The 16,276-nt window shown below is 54.3% G+C and carries 15 protein-coding genes; all 15 read right to left on the reverse strand.

Going from position 1 to position 16,276, the window contains the following annotated elements; translation table 11 throughout:
• Positions 1-3: 3 nt before the first annotated feature.
• The gene (wecB, locus tag ASR47_RS07125; RefSeq protein WP_065307063.1) at positions 4-1,134 is read right to left on the reverse strand and encodes a non-hydrolyzing UDP-N-acetylglucosamine 2-epimerase; all 1,131 of its coding nucleotides are present in this window, start codon (positions 1,132-1,134) and stop codon (positions 4-6) included.
• On the reverse strand, positions 1,131-2,240 hold the full coding sequence (gene wbjC, locus ASR47_RS07130) for a UDP-2-acetamido-2,6-beta-L-arabino-hexul-4-ose reductase (RefSeq protein WP_065307064.1): 1,110 nt from the start codon (positions 2,238-2,240) through the stop codon (positions 1,131-1,133). Before wbjC ends, wecB (ASR47_RS07125) begins: the two co-directional genes overlap by 4 nt.
• 3 nt (positions 2,241-2,243) lie before the next feature.
• Positions 2,244-3,278: a polysaccharide biosynthesis protein gene (locus ASR47_RS07135; protein ID WP_065307065.1), complete on the reverse strand. Its 1,035-nt coding sequence runs from the start codon at positions 3,276-3,278 to the stop codon at positions 2,244-2,246.
• Between the two features lie 8 nt (positions 3,279-3,286).
• On the reverse strand, positions 3,287-4,090 hold the full coding sequence (locus tag ASR47_RS07140) for an AglZ/HisF2 family acetamidino modification protein (protein ID WP_065307066.1): 804 nt from the start codon (positions 4,088-4,090) through the stop codon (positions 3,287-3,289).
• A gap of 1 nt (position 4,091) precedes the next feature.
• Complete coding sequence (gene hisH / locus ASR47_RS07145; RefSeq protein WP_065307067.1) at positions 4,092-4,706, reverse strand: imidazole glycerol phosphate synthase subunit HisH; 615 nt, start codon at positions 4,704-4,706, stop codon at positions 4,092-4,094.
• A complete protein-coding gene (locus ASR47_RS07150; RefSeq protein WP_065307068.1) occupies positions 4,703-5,848 on the reverse strand; it encodes an N-acetyl sugar amidotransferase in 1,146 nt (381 codons plus the stop codon). Before ASR47_RS07150 ends, hisH begins: the two co-directional genes overlap by 4 nt.
• A 106-nt stretch (positions 5,849-5,954) precedes the next feature.
• On the reverse strand, positions 5,955-7,130 hold the full coding sequence (locus tag ASR47_RS07155; protein ID WP_217270541.1) for a glycosyltransferase: 1,176 nt from the start codon (positions 7,128-7,130) through the stop codon (positions 5,955-5,957).
• Positions 7,131-7,142: 12 nt separating this feature from the next.
• Entirely contained in the window at positions 7,143-8,354 is a 1,212-nt protein-coding gene (locus tag ASR47_RS07160; RefSeq protein WP_065307070.1) for a glycosyltransferase family 4 protein, read from the reverse strand.
• Positions 8,355-8,366: 12 nt separating this feature from the next.
• Positions 8,367-9,698 carry a hypothetical protein gene (locus ASR47_RS07165; protein ID WP_150127708.1) on the reverse strand — a complete coding sequence of 444 codons (1,332 nt, stop codon included), beginning with the start codon at positions 9,696-9,698 and terminating at the stop codon, positions 8,367-8,369.
• Complete coding sequence (locus ASR47_RS07170) at positions 9,691-10,953, reverse strand: lipopolysaccharide biosynthesis protein (protein ID WP_065307072.1); 1,263 nt, start codon at positions 10,951-10,953, stop codon at positions 9,691-9,693. The genes ASR47_RS07165 and ASR47_RS07170 overlap by 8 nt, the downstream gene beginning before the upstream one ends.
• A 54-nt stretch (positions 10,954-11,007) precedes the next feature.
• Positions 11,008-12,096 (reverse strand): non-hydrolyzing UDP-N-acetylglucosamine 2-epimerase, encoded by a 1,089-nt coding sequence (gene wecB, locus ASR47_RS07175; protein ID WP_281218425.1) that lies wholly within the window; start codon positions 12,094-12,096, stop codon positions 11,008-11,010.
• Positions 12,089-13,186: a DegT/DnrJ/EryC1/StrS family aminotransferase gene (locus ASR47_RS07180; RefSeq protein WP_065307143.1), complete on the reverse strand. Its 1,098-nt coding sequence runs from the start codon at positions 13,184-13,186 to the stop codon at positions 12,089-12,091. The genes wecB (ASR47_RS07175) and ASR47_RS07180 overlap by 8 nt, the downstream gene beginning before the upstream one ends.
• A complete protein-coding gene (locus tag ASR47_RS07185; protein WP_065307074.1) occupies positions 13,186-13,770 on the reverse strand; it encodes an acyltransferase in 585 nt (194 codons plus the stop codon). The genes ASR47_RS07180 and ASR47_RS07185 overlap by 1 nt, the downstream gene beginning before the upstream one ends.
• A 13-nt stretch (positions 13,771-13,783) precedes the next feature.
• Positions 13,784-14,842 carry a Gfo/Idh/MocA family protein gene (locus tag ASR47_RS07190; protein WP_065307075.1) on the reverse strand — a complete coding sequence of 353 codons (1,059 nt, stop codon included), beginning with the start codon at positions 14,840-14,842 and terminating at the stop codon, positions 13,784-13,786.
• A gap of 13 nt (positions 14,843-14,855) precedes the next feature.
• Positions 14,856-16,151: a Vi polysaccharide biosynthesis UDP-N-acetylglucosamine C-6 dehydrogenase TviB gene (tviB, locus tag ASR47_RS07195; RefSeq protein WP_065307076.1), complete on the reverse strand. Its 1,296-nt coding sequence runs from the start codon at positions 16,149-16,151 to the stop codon at positions 14,856-14,858.
• Positions 16,152-16,276: the final 125 nt, after the last annotated feature.

Genomic DNA, 16,276 nt, shown 5'->3' on the forward strand with positions numbered 1-16,276 from the left:
CCTTTATTGTTTCTTCCAAACTACGCGATTGACGTAGTCGGTATAGCTGTGGACGATCCTGACAACCTTGTCCGATACATTGGGCATGCTGTAGTCGGCCACCAGGCGCAGGCTGCGCTGCTCGCCACGCGGCTGGTCCGCCAGGATGGCCAGACCTTGCAGGATGCGATCGACTTCCAGGCCGGTCATCATCACGGCCGCCTCTTCCATGCCTTCAGGCCGCTCATGCGCTTCACGCAGGTTCAGGGCCGGGAAGTTCAGGATCGACGACTCTTCGTTGATGGTGCCGCTGTCGGACAGCACTGCGCGCGCGCTCGCCTGCAGTTTCACGTAATCCCTGAAACCAAGCGGCTTGAGCAAACGCACCAGTGGGTGGAACTTGGCGCCCAGCGCATCGACCTTTTTCTGCGTGCGCGGATGGGTCGAAACGATCACCGGCAAGTTGTAGGTCTCGGCGACCTGGTTCAATGCGTCGACCAGCTTGGCAAAATTCGCCGGCGAATCGATATTTTCTTCGCGGTGGGCACTGACGACAAAATACTCGCCCTCGGTCAGGCCCAGACGTTCGACCGCATCCGATGCGTCGATCCGCGCCTTGTAATGGTGCAAGACTTCATACATCGGGCTGCCTGTCTTGATGATACGATCTGGCAACAATCCTTCACGCAACAGGTATTCCCGGGCGATATCGCTGTAGGTCAGGTTGATGTCCGCCGTATGGTCGACGATCTTGCGATTCGTTTCCTCTGGTACACGCTGGTCGAAACAGCGATTGCCCGCTTCCATGTGGAAGATGGGAATCTTGCGGCGCTTCGCAGGAATCGCCGACAGGCAGCTGTTGGTATCGCCGAGGATCAGGATGGCGTCGGGTTGTTCCTGCTCCAGCACCGCATCGACGGCAATGATGATCTTGCCGATCGTCTCGGCAGCGTTGCCGCCAGCGGCATTGAGGAAATGATCAGGCTTGCGTACTTCCAGATCCTGGAAGAAAATTTCATTGAGTTCGTAGTCGTAGTTCTGCCCCGTGTGGACAATGATCTGCTCGCAGTACTCGTCGAGCTTGGCCATTACGCGCGACAAGCGGATGATTTCAGGCCGGGTTCCGACCACGGTAATGACTTTTAATTTTTTCATGCTGTTACCTTGTATGCGACGGTATCGGGATGTTGACGGTCAAAAATTTCATTCGCCCACAACATCACAATCATTTCTTCATCACCAATGTTGGTGATATCGTGCGACCAGCCGGGGATCGTTTCCACCACTTCCGGCGCATCGGCACTGGTGCACAACTCATGCGTGCGGCCACTCTCGATGTGCAGGAAACAAAAACGCGCCTTGCCTTTGATCACCAGGAACTTTTCAGTCTTCGTGTGATGATAATGGCCGCCACGCGTGATGCCGGGGTGCGCCGTGAAGAAGGAAAACTGTCCTGAATCGCGCGTCTTGAGCATTTCAACAAACATGCCGCGCGGATCTTCGTGCTTGACGAGCGGATAGGAAAACGTCTCCGGCTCAAAATACGTGATGTAGGTCGAGTAAAGGGCGCGCGTAAAGCCGGTGCCCACACGCTCGGTGACGTGGGTCGTACGGCTGTCCTTGAAGGCCTGCAGGAGGTCGGCCATCTCGCCGACGGTGGTCGCGTAGACCGGCTGCACTTCCACTGGCGTGCCGGCCGCTGGCACCGCATCCATGACTTTCAGGAAGTCGGCAACCACGTCATCGACATAGACCAGCCGCAGCTCGGATGCCGGATTATTGATCTGGATGGGCAAGCCATGGGAGATATTGTGGCAGAAGGTCGCCACCGCCGAGTTGTAGTTCGGCCGGCACCACTTGCCAAACACGTTCGGCAAGCGGTAGATATACACCGGCAGGCCCATCTCGGATGCCAGGGCATGCAAGGCATCTTCTGCCGCCCGCTTGCTCGCGCCATAGGCGTTTGGCAACTCGGCTTGCACCGACGACGCATAAATGATCGGCACCTGGCGGCCGCTGCGTTTTACCGCATCGCACAGCGCCTGCGTCAGGTTGGTGTTGCCTTCCTCGAATTCCGACTCCGTCTTCGGACGATTCACGCCAGCCAGATGAAAAATGAATTCGGCTTGCGCAACTTTCGCGTCCAGCTCAGCGAGCGAATCGCCGCGCACGAACGTGAGGCTATCGGCGCCACGCTCGCGAAGGTGGATCAACAGATTCTTGCCGATAAAGCCGTTGGCGCCGGTGACAAGTACCTTCATCGCTCAGCCTTCCTCGACCGGTGATTCACCGCGCGCGATTGCCTGGACGAAATCGAGCTTCATCAACAGTTGCTTCATGCCATCGGTATCGAGACGGTCGGTATTGTGCGAATTGTAGTCGTCGTAAGTCGAGATCTTCGCCTCGCCCTCTTCAACGAATTTACCGTAGTTCAGGTCACGCAGATCTGGCGGAATACGGTAGTAGCCGCCCAGGTCTTCGGCCGCGGCCATTTCTTCACGGCTGAGCAAGGTCTCATACAATTTTTCGCCATGGCGCGTGCCGATCACGTCCACCTTGTGCGCCGGTTTTTCCATGATCGACAACAGCGCGGCGACCAGCGTTTCAACCGTGGCGGCCGGCGCTTTCTGAACAAACATATCGCCATTGGTGCCATGTTCGAATGCATACAGCACAAGGTCGACCGCATCTTCGAGCGTCATCATGAAGCGCGTCATGGCAGGGTCGGTGATGGTGATCGACTTGCCAGCCAGTACCTGATCCACGAACAGGGGAATCACCGAACCGCGCGAGGCCATCACGTTGCCATAGCGCGTGCCGCAAATGACGGTTTTGGCATCATCGAGGCCACGCGACTTGGCGACCATGACTTTTTCCATCATCGCCTTCGAAATGCCCATGGCATTGATCGGGTAGGCGGCCTTGTCGGTACTCAGGCAGACCACGCGGCGTACGCTGTTCTGAATCGCCGCCTCCAGCAGATTGTCGGTACCGATGATATTGGTCTTGACCGCTTCCATCGGGTGGAACTCGCACGACGGCACCTGCTTCAGCGCCGCCGCATGGAAAATGAAATCAACGCCGCGGGTGGCATTCAGGACACTGGAAAAATCACGCACATCACCGATATAAAACTTCAGCTTCGGATTGTTGTACTTCTTGCGCATGTCATCCTGCTTTTTTTCATCGCGGCTGAAAATGCGGATCTCTTTGATCTCGGTATCCAGAAAACGACGCAGAACGGCGTTTCCAAACGAACCCGTGCCACCGGTAATGAGCAGTACTTTGCCTTCAAACATACAATTCCTTATTTTTCGTTAACTGTTGCCAAGTTCAAACCTAGCGCACGCGCCACCAGTTCGTCGCGCTGGAGCACACTCGGATAATTGATCAGGACGGCTTTATACACACCCTTGAAGACAAACAGGCTGCCAGCCGAGGCGCCAACCACGCCACAGGCGCCAACCAGCTTTTCGATGTCCTGCAACGAACCGGCGCCACCGAGGATGGTGATCGGAATACGCACCGCTTCGCGTAATTTCTGTGCCAGTGCCACGTCGTAGCCCTTCATCTGACCATCCTGGTCGATCGAATTGAGCACGATTTCGCCCGCCCCCAGCAATTCCATCTGCTTGGCCAGTTCGATCGGATTACGTTTGGTGTTCTTGCGACCGTTGTGGATATAAACGTCGTACTCTTTGCTCAGCATGCGCTTCTTGACGTCGATGACCACTACCACGCTCTGGCGGCCCACTTCGTCGGAAATCTGGGAAACGAGCTCCGGATTTTCCACTGCCGCCGAGCTGATCGCGATTTTCTCCACACCCAGGCTGATGATGTGTTTTGCCTGTGCCGCAGTGCGAATTCCGCCGCCGTAGCACAAGGGCATGCGGCACTCCGCTGCCAGGTCGGAAATCAGTTTGTAGTCAGGTTCGACGCCATTGACCGAGGCATCGATGTCCAGCACGATAAGCTCGTCCGATTCCTTTTCATTGAAAATCTTGACCGCATTGATCGGGTCACCCACATATTTTGGCGACTTGAACGACACTGTCTTGACCAGACCTTTTTCGTGCACCAACAGGCAAGGGATAATCCTTGGTCTGAGCATCTTATAACTCCGCGAAATTTTTCAACAGCAAGGCACCATAATGGTGGCTTTTCTCTGGGTGAAACTGGACGCCATGGACATTGCCCGAACTGACGGCGCAGCCAAAGTTAAGGCCGTAGGTGGCGCGGGCCGACACATGGGCCGGGTCGCTGCTGTCGAAGAAAAATGAGTGGAGAAAGTAAAAGCGCGCGTCCGACTCCAGGCCGGCAAACAACGCAGAACCCGGCGCTGGCGCAACATCATTCCACCCCATGTGGGGAAGCGGCAGTTTGGACGATTCCTCTGACGAGCCGAACGAACGCACCCGGCCTGGAATCCAGCCCAGGCCCGCCGACGTTCCCTCGTCGCTGGCGCTTGCCAGTATCTGCATGCCGACGCAGATTCCCAGCACCGGTACCTTCTTCTCGACGACCAGGTCTTCGAGTACCGGCCGCATGCCCGACGCATCGAGCAATTCCATTGCCTTGTCGAACGCACCGACACCCGGCAGGATGATCTTGGTAGCGCCGGTCAGTTCGGCCGCTGTCTTGGCGCGCGTCGCCTCGAAACCGAGGCGCTTGTACATATTGGCGAATGCCTGGACATTGCCCAGGCCATAATCAACGATATGGATCATCGGAAAAACCTCTTTTCCGTACCCAGCAGGCGCATCGCACTGGCGCCCGCGCCAATCAGCCAGCGCTTGTTGCGGTAGTCACGATACGTCTTGTTTTCCCCGTCAAAAATGGCCTGCAGTTCCTCTACGGAAAGATCGAGCTTGCTGGCCACGTATTCGAATTCCTGCTTGAGAAAATGTTCATCCATCTCAGGGCGTGATATACGGTCCAGCGCGGCTTCGCGCGTCATTTGTCCCGTCATGATCAAGCTGGAGAAGTGCGCTCGACGTTTCTGGAAGCCGAACTTGCGCGGCAGCCAGTAATCCTCGTAGAAGCGGGTAAAACGCGACTCGTGGTGCTTGTGCTGAAAACGCTTCCAGCCAAAGCGGCGTTCGAGTTCATCCTCGGCGTCTTTTTTCAGGAATGGCACCATGTTCAGCGGCTTGGCCACCTGCATGCCCAGCACATGCTGGTAATAGCCTTTGTAGACAAGGATGTCGAGCAAGGGGAACGTCTTCAGCGGACGCTTGCCGAATTTGCCGTGGATGTCGCCAAACAAGGTCTTGTCGATACCCAGATAACCACCCCACGCTTCCGGCTCACGGCAGCATTCGGTCGAATAGTTCGATCCGGTAACCACATACTTGATCTTGTTCTTGCGCGCGAATTTGTACAGCGACGAGAAGAACGAGGCATCCTGCGGCAAATCCTGATCGGGAATCTGCGACTTCAGGAAAGCCACCTGCAAGTCCTTCATTTCCTGCCAGTTCACCACTTCCGTGTACAAGTCCAGGCCAAGGCCATCGACGAGTTTTTCGATGTTGCCGACTGCCTGGTCGGTATTCCAGCCAGCATCGACGTGATACAGCAGCGGGCGCAGGCCCATTTTCTCTTTCGCCACGTAAACAGCATAGGAACTGTCCAGCCCACCACTAAGGCCGATGATGCAATCGAAGTCCTTGCCCTTGCCATCGGCACGGATCTTATCGGCGAGCACGGCCAGTTCGCTCGCGCCCTTTTCGTCGGTATGCCAGTTTGGAACAATGTTCGTGTCAAAATTATTGCAGTAGTTGCATGTGCCGCTGCTATCAAATTGTATGCCTGCGTCGGATGTATCCATGATACAACGGCGGCACATCTGGTAATTAGGATCCAGGTTCATGTTTTATTTTGTCTTAAGTTAATTTTTCAGCTTGAAAGGTGTCATCTAGGAAGGTAATATTTGAGGCGCTAGTGTCCATTATGCAATGGTCGCAGATTTGCAGTCACTACTCGGCGTAAACTTTCCCATTCCAATAAGTACTGGATATAAAATTAAACGTTTTGCTGGCGCAGCGCGACCATGAATAGCGAGCCGCGATCTGCTGCGCACGAGCAGCTAATAACTTGCGTTTCTCTTCATTAAGGATAAGGTCCTCGACCGCATCCGCTATCGTTTCCGGTTTTTCTGGATCGAAGAAAGTCCCGGCATCTTCGAGGACCTCCAACATTGGGCCTCGATCCGAACAAGCAATTGGCAAGCCGGCCGCCATTCCCTCGAGCAGCGTCACTGGTTGATTCTCGCAACTAGATGCGAATATGAAAATATTCGATTGTGCAAGGTAGTCGGTCAGCTCTGCTTGAGAAACGAATGCAACCTGAGTCACGAACTCCTGTTGCGGATCATACTTCCGTATTGCCGCATCAAGCAGCGCCTGAGCCTGTCCCTGGCCTCCGCCGACCAGCACCAGATTGACATTGTGGCCCCGCACACGCAGTAACGCCATCGCCTCAACGACTTGCCATTGGTGCTTGTACATCTCGGTGTTCGACACATAGGTGCAGACTAATGGCTCAACTGGATTCACTGGCCACGGGCGCGTCAAGCCAATGGCACGGAAATTCTCTCCCACCCCATGCGCGACATAGGTCACGCGCTTCAGCGCACCGCAGCTCGATTGAATAACCTTGCCAGCGTACTTGGTCAAAAAAATGACACCGCGCGCCCGACGAAACGCGGCGTTTTGCAGAAACAAGATCAGCAATAGTCGCAGGCGCGCTGTACCGTAGCCGAAGTAGGACATCACACCTTTTTCGTATGACAGCATGTCCTGACTCAACACGACCAACGGCTGGAAGTTGCAAAGCGTGCTGGCGTCGGTCGCGAAAAGGATGTCACAGCCGGCCTGCCTGGCCTCCTCAGCCAAATCCTGCATCTGCCACCAAAGTTGGGAAAGCAGACCACGCTCCAGCGCGGGAGGGCAATGCTTGTGCAGCCACGGCAGGTCAGGCAAAGCATCGAGCAGAGTACGGTAGGCCCAGACATGGACTCCCTTGATATCGTGCTGCTCCGGGCATAAATTTTCAATAATACCAATTATATGCGCGCGCGCACCACCGGAACGGTTGCGCGATGCGTCAATCCCAACGACAAGCGGCCGCATAGCGCCTGAATCTTTATTCATTTCCGACATCTTTCAGGTCCGTTGCGACTTTGCGGTGCTTGCCACTAGCGCCCGCTCTAGCACAGCCGTAAATTGCCGTGCGATAGGAACAAAGTCATAGTTATCAATGATAAACTTGCGCGCATTAATCCCGTACGCATCGAGGGCTTCCTGTTCCAAGGCGACTAACCCCATGAGTTTTTGGCGAAAATCAGAAATGTCGCCACCTGTGAATGTGATAGCGTTGCCAAACTGCGCACGTTGGGTGTTGATTTCATTGGCCTCGAACAGGATTGGGCAGCCACATGACTGCGCTTCGAAGAAACTCATACTGCATTGTTTCGGGAAAACGACCAAATCCGCCGCTTGGTAAAACCCTGCAAGGTCGAAATAACGTTGGGTCGGCAACCGTTTAATTACGTTATCGGAGGCGGCAAAATTTTTCTCGACTTGTTCGCCATACGTACCTACGCTATTGCCCACAATCAAGAATTGCAGTTCGCGCTCATTTGGCGCTGTTAACTTTTCACACAATGCACTCGAAAGGAATGCGCCTCCTTTCTGTTCATCCAGTTTGCCGGCATAGAGTACGACGAACGCGTCCTGCGACAGCCCAAGCTCAGCGCGCTTAGCGCGTCTGTTTTCAGGGTTCGGACTAAAATGCAAAGTGTCGGTCCCGAACGACAACAAATCAGTATGCGACAATGGTATACCAAGGCACTTCTCTACAAAATCGCTATCGACCACGCGGATCAACGGGATATTACGCGATAAAATAATTGGCGTGATGATACGCTTGTAAAGCCAGCGGAAGTACTTGCGGAAACGATTCAACGATGCCATCTCCAACATATGGCAATCGAGAATAATTGGGTATGGCAGCCAGCGCGACAAGATGATGAACAGCATTCCGGTGAGTGTATCTTCACCATGTACAAACACCACATCCGGCTTTTCCTTAGCGACAGTACGGAACAGTCGCCAAAAATGCATAATCGCCCGGCCGCTGTAGAATCCATGCAGGGGCACGCGGTGAATCGGTACTCCAGTTTCCTTCTTGAAACGTGCGTCGCGCTCCTCAATACGATCAATACCGAAAAATCCTGTCAACCAGTCCGGCATTTTATCCAATTCACCTGTGACGATTGATACTTCCTGGCCGTCGATCTGTTGTAGGCGTGAGAGCAGGTTGACCTGGTATCCAGCGTCAGGGTGAATGAAATCTTCAACGTGAACAATCTTCATAATTCTTATTTTTTACTTTTTAAAGGATGTATCGAATGAGCTAATTTTTAACGCGTCGGCTTGGGCAAAATCAGGATCAGGTACTCGCCGCGAGATACTCGCTTGGATCAGCAATACGGTGACGAGACCACCACCTGACAGTATCGCGACAGATAGCGGTAGGTTGAGCAATGCCAACCAGAAACCGGTAAGCCACATGACGACTAGGCGCGGGGCACAATGTCGCGTAAGGACGTTAATCAGATAAAAGACCAAACCTAGTGCCGCCGTTGCGAACGGAATTCCTGCCAAACCTAAGGCTGCAAATCCGTCGCTGGCCCAGAAGTTCGCATTAAAGTTCGCCTCGTATGAGCCGCTATACTCCAGGCCAATCATTTGACCCAGAGAATACTCGCCGTAAGGATAGCCGCCAAATATCGCATTGATCGGGCCAATGTGCGTGTAGTAAGTGAACTGGTGCGATGTGAAGTACTCGTAATAAGTCGACATGGTCCACCCCCCCGTGCCTAGAATTCGAATCAGCAGAATGGATCTCGCCCAAATCCAGATCCCTTCACCTGGGATCACCAGAACCGTCACAGCTACACCGACCCCGACCCCAATTAGCAATCGCTTAAGAGCATTGCCCCCGGAGCCATAAATCACTCCAACGAGGAAAATTATCGGTCCGAGAAGGAGGCCGGCTTTGGAGCCCATCGCGATATACAGCAGCATGCTCCCCACAACACCTATCGCCAAATCGCGCCAGTTACGCGACAGGAAACCCTTGGCGAAATAGTAGGGTAAGAATGAATACGACATCCAGCTAAGTAGGTAGTCGACGCCGAATGCGCGTTGAGTGGAAGCTGCCGTGGAACGCAAGTCGTACACATCATTGAATGACACCAGTTCCATTTGGCCAGAAAAGGTAGCGAATAACGCCAGCATTGACACGCCCGTGAGAACATTGATGGTCATCGACAACTTTGCAGGCTCGACACTCGCTTCGATCTGTTGGCCACCACCGCTGCGCGCCATGACGAACAGCGCTCCCATACTAGCTGCCAGTACCGTTTGTAGAACAACCAATTCAAGCGCTTCCCGCTCCCACATGAACAGGAGCATGAGCTGTGCTGGTGCGTAACAGAGCACGTACAGGAGCGCAGCCCCAAAGTTGGACGGAAGGGGACTTTCCTTGAATAATGCCAAGGGAAATACTGCACACACGTAGGCAACGAACAACCCATCTATGGCCGGATCGTTGTACACGTAATGCGCGTACGCAAAAATCGGGGTGATTGTGGTAACGTATGCATAATGGAAAAGGCCACAGTACGCCAATCCAACCAAGATCAATTTAAGCATGGTTATTCACCTCGTCGGACACACTGGTCGGGTTCTCGCAGCAGCGGTACGCCATCCAGATCAATACTGCGGAGGTGGCTGCCGAAAGAATTGCCCCAAATAACAGGGCGTGGAGTATTCCCACCCCTTTTAGACCACCAGCGATCAGCCCGAGCAGGGGAACAAATGCGCAAGCCCCTTGCACCACCAAGCCTGTGCGTACCCGCCCAGTAGCCACGAATACATAGTGGAACGGCTGGGCGACAAACTGAGCAAAAACGCCCAGGCTGATGTACCTGACCACAAGCCCGCTGGGTCCAAACGAGGGGCCAAGCAAAAACTCGAACAATGTCGGCGCAAAAACCATTAAAGCGCCGAACACCGGCGTGGCCACTAGCAGGAGAGAACGCAGCGTATTCTGGAACAGACGAGCCGTATCCCCGCCAGCTTTCTGCATTGACACGAACTCGGCACGGAAAGCTTCGGATATCGCCCCCCCAATCAGCGAACTGGGCGCGAGCAAAAAACGGTTCGCCACAGCGTAGAAACCGACATCTTCGATCCGAAACAAGGCACGCAGGACGAAGGGGGCAGTATTGATACTGCCAGTTGCGAGCAGAAACGACGGGAATACAAACAGAGGAAAACGCTTGAATTCGCGCGCACGCGCACCCAGCGCCGACATTGACGCAAACGGTCCATGGCGCCAACCGTACCCGGCCAAAAAAAGGGTCGCCACGCTAAGCCCGACCGTATAGCCAACCACTAACCGACCAGTGAAGCTCCAGCCACTAGCTGCAAGCGTCAGCACCACACCGACATTGGCCACTGCGTTTACGACCTGGCTTTGCGACGATCGATGATAGTCACGGGCTCGTGCCGCCCATTGTTGCGCGCAAGTATAGGCGGTTCCCACCACCGATGCGACCGGAACAAGAAAGAAATACCATGCCAGCTCTTGAGCGAAACTGTATTTGGCAGCAGCAAGTCCCGCAACTCCAGCAAAACACATCGCAATGGACAGGTAAAGGCATAGCGTTGTCAATTCCCGCGCCACGTTGTCGTCCTCCGGGAGGATGATAGCGTAGTCGTATTTGAGAGTGAACAGGCCGACAATAAGCGCATAGGCAGAGCTGAAAAGGGCGAGCGCCCCGAACTCAGATGGGTCGTACAGTCGAGTCAAAACAGGTATTGAGCCAATCAGTATCAATTGGCTCAATGCCGATCCCGTCGCGATCTGTACGATATTTCGCGTGAACTTCGATTTCTTCAACATCTGTTTAACGTCTGTCCGTTCCTGCTTGCCGCGAAGAAACAGGGCCGTTTGCCCTTATTTATCATATCCGAGGATGAGTTCGATAACCTGTTTGGCCGAGTCACCACTACCATATGGTGAAATATCCTTGCGCTCACGTGGCGATGTGCACTTCACCGCGCGCACGATTGCACCGCAGTCGGCACCCACCAGCGTGTTCCAGCCGGATTCGACCGTCTCGATCCATTCCGTCTCATCACGAGTAGTCACGCATGGCACACGATAGAAGAACGCTTCCTTTTGCACACCGCCCGAGTCTGTCACGATTACCGTCGCGTTTTTCTCGAGAGCGACCATCGCCATATACGACACCGGCGCCGTCACGATGAGGTTATCGAGCAGCGCAAGCTGGCCGTAGCTATCGAGTTTGGCGCGGGTGCGCGGGTGAAGCGGGAATACCACGGGCACGTCACGTGCGATTTCCGCAAGTGCACCGACGATTGCAGTCAGGCGTGCAGCGTCGTCCGTGTTTTCCGCACGGTGGCAGGTGGCCAGAACGAATTCTTTTGGTTTTAGGCCAAGCTCGTCCAACACGTTCGACTGGGTCTCGGCAATTTCACCGACGTATTTGGCCACGTCGTACATAACGTCACCGACCAAGTGCACGCCCTTGGCCACACCTTCTGTCTTGAGATTGCCCACAGCCTCATTGGTCGGGCACAGCAACAGCGACGAGACGCGATCAGTCAAAATTCGGTTGACTTCCTCGGGCATACGCATATTGAAAGAGCGCAAACCTGCTTCCACGTGGGCAATCGGGATGTGCAATTTGGCCGAGGCCAGCGCGCCAGCCAGCGTCGAATTCGTGTCGCCGTACACGAGTACCCAGTCCGGCGCCTCCTGAATCAAAATTTGTTCGATTGCTTCCATCATGCGCCCGGTCATGGCCCCATGCAGGCCACCAGAAACGGCCAAATGATAGTTTGGGGCAGGCATTCCGAGCTCGTCGAAAAATACCTGCGACATGTTTTCGTCAAAATGCTGACCAGTATGGATCAATACCTCATTCACACGATCCGGGAAGTGTAAACGGATTGCACGCGAAACAGCTGCGGCCTTAATGAACTGGGGTCGGGCACCGACCACGGTAACTATTTTAAGCACGGGTAGCCTCCACCAATGCATCAACGATCATCTGCTGCGTGGCGGAATCAAGATCCGGCGAAATCGGCAGACTCATCACCTGGGTGGCCATGGCTTCCGATACGCTCAGGTCGCCCTCGACGCGGCAATACCCTACATAAGCTGGCTGCTGGTGCAGCGGGATCGGGTAATGTACAGCGGTCGGGATGCCAGCCTCTGTGAGCTTGACTTGGACCGCGTCGCGATCATGCACCAAAACGGTGTACTGCGCATACATGCTCGTGCGATCGGCACGTTGGGCGACCGTTTTCACCACTCCGCTCAACAGTTCGTTGTAGCGCGCCCCCAATTCCAGCCGCGACGTGATTTCTTGTTCGAATCGATCAAGCTTGGCCAGCACAATCGCGCACTGTATTGTGTCCATGCGGCCACCCACACCCACACGGGTATGCACGTAACGCTTACTCTGACCGTGGATGCGAATTTCCCGGCAGGCTTGAGCGATCGCATCGTCGTTCGTAAAGATTGCACCGCCGTCGCCGTAACAGCCGAGCGGCTTGCTAGGGAAGAAGCTGGTGCAGCCAATGGTAGACAAGTTACAGCTCTTACGGCCCTTATAGATGGCACCGAAACTCTGTGCCGCGTCCTCGATGACGGCGATATTACCGTGGCGCGCGGCAATCGCGTTGATTTCGTCCATGTCGCCCGGTTGGCCATAAAGACTGACCGGCATGATGGCCTTGGTGCGCGATGTAATCGCCGCTTCGATCTTGCTCACCGCGATGTTGCATGTATCCGCCTCGATATCGACGTACACCGGCACAGCGCCCAACAGCACGATGACTTCCGCGCTGGCAACGAACGTGAATGGGGTCGTGATGACCTCGTCTCCCGGCTTGATCCCTAACGCCATCAGGCTAATCAGCAACGCTTCGGTGCCGCTCGAGACCGAAATACAGTGCTTGGCTTCAGTGAATTGTTCGAGGCGCGCTTCCATTTCGCGCACTTCCGGGCCCATGATGTATTGACCATGTTCAAGCACACGACTGATGCGCTCCTGGATTTGCGGCTTGAGCGCCTGATACTGCTGTTTTAGATCGATAAAGGGAATCATGCTTGTTCTTCCTTAGTAACTTCGCCGTCATTGAGATGGTAACTTGCCGCCGTGTCGGCGCAGATGCAGGTGGCGTTGCCAGTTAGCGGCAGCTCCAGGCGGTTCCCTTGCTCGCTCATCCATCCGATCTGGCGTGCCGGCACGCCAGCCATCAGGGCATACGCTTTCACGTCGCGATTGACAACCGCGCCAGCGGCCACGAAGGCGTAAGCGCCGACCGTGACTCCGCACACGATGGTGCAGTTGGCGCCCAGCGTGGCGCCCTTGCGCACTACTGTCCTGCGGTATTCGTTCTTGCGCGTCACGGCCGAACGGGGGTTATACACGTTGGTAAACACCATGCTCGGACCACAGAACACGTCGTCCTCCAGCGTCACCGCATCGTAGACACTGACGTTGTTTTGTACCTTGACGTTGTCGCCAATCTGGACGTCATTACCGACATAGACGTTCTGCCCGAACGAACACGCCTTGCCGATACGCGCTCCGCCACTGATGTGCACCCAGTGCCAGACCCGCGTACCTTCACCGATCTGTGCACCGTCATCGACGATGGCGGTCGCATGAATATTGGAGCTCATTGCTTTCCCCATATTAATATTCGAGCGGCAGCGCAATGCGCTTGCCGTCACGCGACGACATGTACATCGCGATCAGCAGTTCCAGAGATTTGAGACCTTCACGGCCATCGGTCTCCGCGCTGGCAGTACCGCGCAGCGTCTGGATCACATTCTGGTAGTACAGCGGATGGCCAAAACCGTACACCGATGTCGTCTCATAGCTGACATCTTTGACGCATTTATCATCTTCATGTGGCTCGGAAAACTCCCACTTCTGGATCTCGTTCACGGCCACGCCGCCGATGCGTACGGTGCCTTTCTCACCCAGGATCGTAATCGAGCCTTCCATGTTTTTCGGATAGGTGAGCATAGTGACATTGAGCGTACCCATCGCGCCACTACGCCAGCGCAACGCAGCTACGCCACTGTCCTCGACTTCGATGTCGCGACCGAGCGTAGCGGTGTAGGCCATGACGCTTTCCACAGGGCCAACTATCCAATCAAACAGATCAATGTAATGACTTGCCTGGTTCATGAAAGCGCCGCCATCGAACTCCCAAGTGCCGCGCCATTTAGCGCTATCGTAGTATTCTTGCGGACGGGTCCAGAAAACGTTAATGGCCACATTGTAGATTCGGCCGAAACGACCTTGTTCGGCAGCACGCTTAAGCAACTGGAGCGTGGCGTTACGACGGTTTTGCTTTACCACGAACAACCGCACGTTAGCCTCGTCGCAGGCCCGCACCATGCGCAAGCCGTCCTGCCAGCGAGTAGCCATTGGCTTTTCGGTCACGACATGACGCCCGGTTCTCGCCACTTCGATTGCCTGGTTGGCATGCAAACCGCTCGGGGTCGTCAGCACGACAACATCGGCAGTCGTTTTCGTCAGCATGTCGGAGAGGTGGATATGTCCACTAGCGCCGGTGCGCGCGACGGCACGCTCCAACGCTTGCGCATCGATGTCGCACACATCGACTATTTCAAAATCAGCGGCGTGTTTTTCCATCGCATCCAAATGATTATTCGCAATACGGCCACAGCCAACTAGTGCGATGCGGATTTTTCGGTCTGTGATGGTTTGATAGTTCTGCATAAGTGTCCAGTGTTTATAATCGGAAAATAGTAAATCCAGCGGCATTCATCGCATTACGATCAAAGAGAGATTTGAGATCAGCGAGCACCGGTGCGGTACCGCGGCACATGCTCTTCAGCGCTGCAGCATCAAGTGAACGGAATTGGTCGTGGCCAACCGCGACCACTATTGCATCGACTTGATTATCGCTGTCGATCTTACCCAGCTGGATACCATACTCGTGCTCGACTTCCTCGGCATTCGCCCACGGATCGCTGACCACGGTCTCGACGCCCCATGCCTGCAACTCTTTTACAAGATCCGCAATCTTACTATTGCGTATATCCGGGCAGTTCTCCTTGAACGTCACGCCCATGATGCCAATTTTACTACGTGCAACATCAATACCCTTCTGCAACATTAACCTAATGACATTACGTGCTGCGTAACGTGCCATGTTGTCATTGATGCGACGGCCAGCCAGAATAACCTGTGGATGGTAGCCCACTGCTTCGGCCTTATGAGTAAGGTAATACGGGTCGACCCCGATGCAGTGGCCACCCACCATGCCAGGCCGGAACGGCAGGAAATTCCATTTACTGCCAGCAGCGTCAAGTACATCCTGAGTGTCGATGTTGAGGCGAGCGAAAATCACTGACAACTCATTTACGAGGGCGATGTTCAAGTCGCGCTGCGTGTTTTCGATGACCTTTGCCGCTTCGGCAACTTTGATGCTAGCAGCAGGAAAAGTCCCGGCAGTGATAATGCTTGCGTACAGATCGTCAACCAGTTTGGCGATCTCCGGGGTCGATCCGCTGGTGATTTTCTTAATCTTGGTAAGAGTATTAATCTTGTCACCCGGATTAATGCGCTCCGGGCTATAGCCACAGAAAAAATCCTGGTTGAACTTAAGGCCGGAAAACTTCTCCAGTACAGGAACGCAGTCTTCTTCGGTAGCACCAGGGTAGACAGTAGACTCATAAATGACGATATCTCCCTTTTTCAGAACCTTACCTACGGTCTCGCTAGCCTTGAGTAAAGGTGTCAGATCCGGTCGTTTATATTTATCGACCGGGGTTGGAACCGTAACTATAAAACAATTACATGAACGCAAATCCTCAACCTCGATGGTAAAACTCAAATATTCTGCGGCTCGCAATTCATCAGCCGTAGTCTCGAGCGTAAAATCCTTACCAATCTGCAGTTCTGCGATACGCTTCTGATTAATATCAAATCCTACGACCGAACGCCTGCGTCCGAATTCGACAGCAAGTGGAAGTCCAACATAGCCCAAACCAACAATTGCTACTTTAATTTCGTTCAAGTTCATATTTTTCTCTACGTTACATATTTAGTTACGCACAATTTAAAGACACTCAACGCAATGGGCGTCACCCACGTTCATTTGAACGCTAGCAACATGGTCAACTCGTTGCGTGCATCGGAAGCTCGGCA

It is taken from the genome of Janthinobacterium psychrotolerans (assembly GCF_001677885.1).
GTDB lineage: Bacteria > Pseudomonadota > Gammaproteobacteria > Burkholderiales > Burkholderiaceae_D > Janthinobacterium > Janthinobacterium psychrotolerans.

Excerpts from the sequence above, each read along its gene's own strand:
- ASR47_RS07140 (WP_065307066.1), bottom strand. The coding sequence starts at position 4,090 with ATGCTCAGACCAAGGATTATCCCTTGCCTGTTGGTGCACGAAAAAGGT.
- hisH (WP_065307067.1), bottom strand. The coding sequence starts at position 4,706 with ATGATCCATATCGTTGATTATGGCCTGGGCAATGTCCAGGCATTCGCC.
- wecB (WP_065307063.1), bottom strand. The coding sequence starts at position 1,134 with ATGAAAAAATTAAAAGTCATTACCGTGGTCGGAACCCGGCCTGAAATC.
- ASR47_RS07170 (WP_065307072.1), bottom strand. The coding sequence starts at position 10,953 with ATGTTGAAGAAATCGAAGTTCACGCGAAATATCGTACAGATCGCGACG.
- wbjC (WP_065307064.1), bottom strand. The coding sequence starts at position 2,240 with ATGAAGGTACTTGTCACCGGCGCCAACGGCTTTATCGGCAAGAATCTG.
- ASR47_RS07150 (WP_065307068.1), bottom strand. The coding sequence starts at position 5,848 with ATGAACCTGGATCCTAATTACCAGATGTGCCGCCGTTGTATCATGGAT.
- ASR47_RS07135 (WP_065307065.1), bottom strand. The coding sequence starts at position 3,278 with ATGTTTGAAGGCAAAGTACTGCTCATTACCGGTGGCACGGGTTCGTTT.
- tviB (WP_065307076.1), bottom strand. The coding sequence starts at position 16,151 with ATGAACTTGAACGAAATTAAAGTAGCAATTGTTGGTTTGGGCTATGTT.
- ASR47_RS07165 (WP_150127708.1), bottom strand. The coding sequence starts at position 9,698 with ATGCTTAAATTGATCTTGGTTGGATTGGCGTACTGTGGCCTTTTCCAT.
- ASR47_RS07190 (WP_065307075.1), bottom strand. The coding sequence starts at position 14,842 with ATGCAGAACTATCAAACCATCACAGACCGAAAAATCCGCATCGCACTA.
- ASR47_RS07155 (WP_217270541.1), bottom strand. The coding sequence starts at position 7,130 with ATGAATAAAGATTCAGGCGCTATGCGGCCGCTTGTCGTTGGGATTGAC.
- ASR47_RS07185 (WP_065307074.1), bottom strand. The coding sequence starts at position 13,770 with ATGAGCTCCAATATTCATGCGACCGCCATCGTCGATGACGGTGCACAG.
- ASR47_RS07160 (WP_065307070.1), bottom strand. The coding sequence starts at position 8,354 with ATGAAGATTGTTCACGTTGAAGATTTCATTCACCCTGACGCTGGATAC.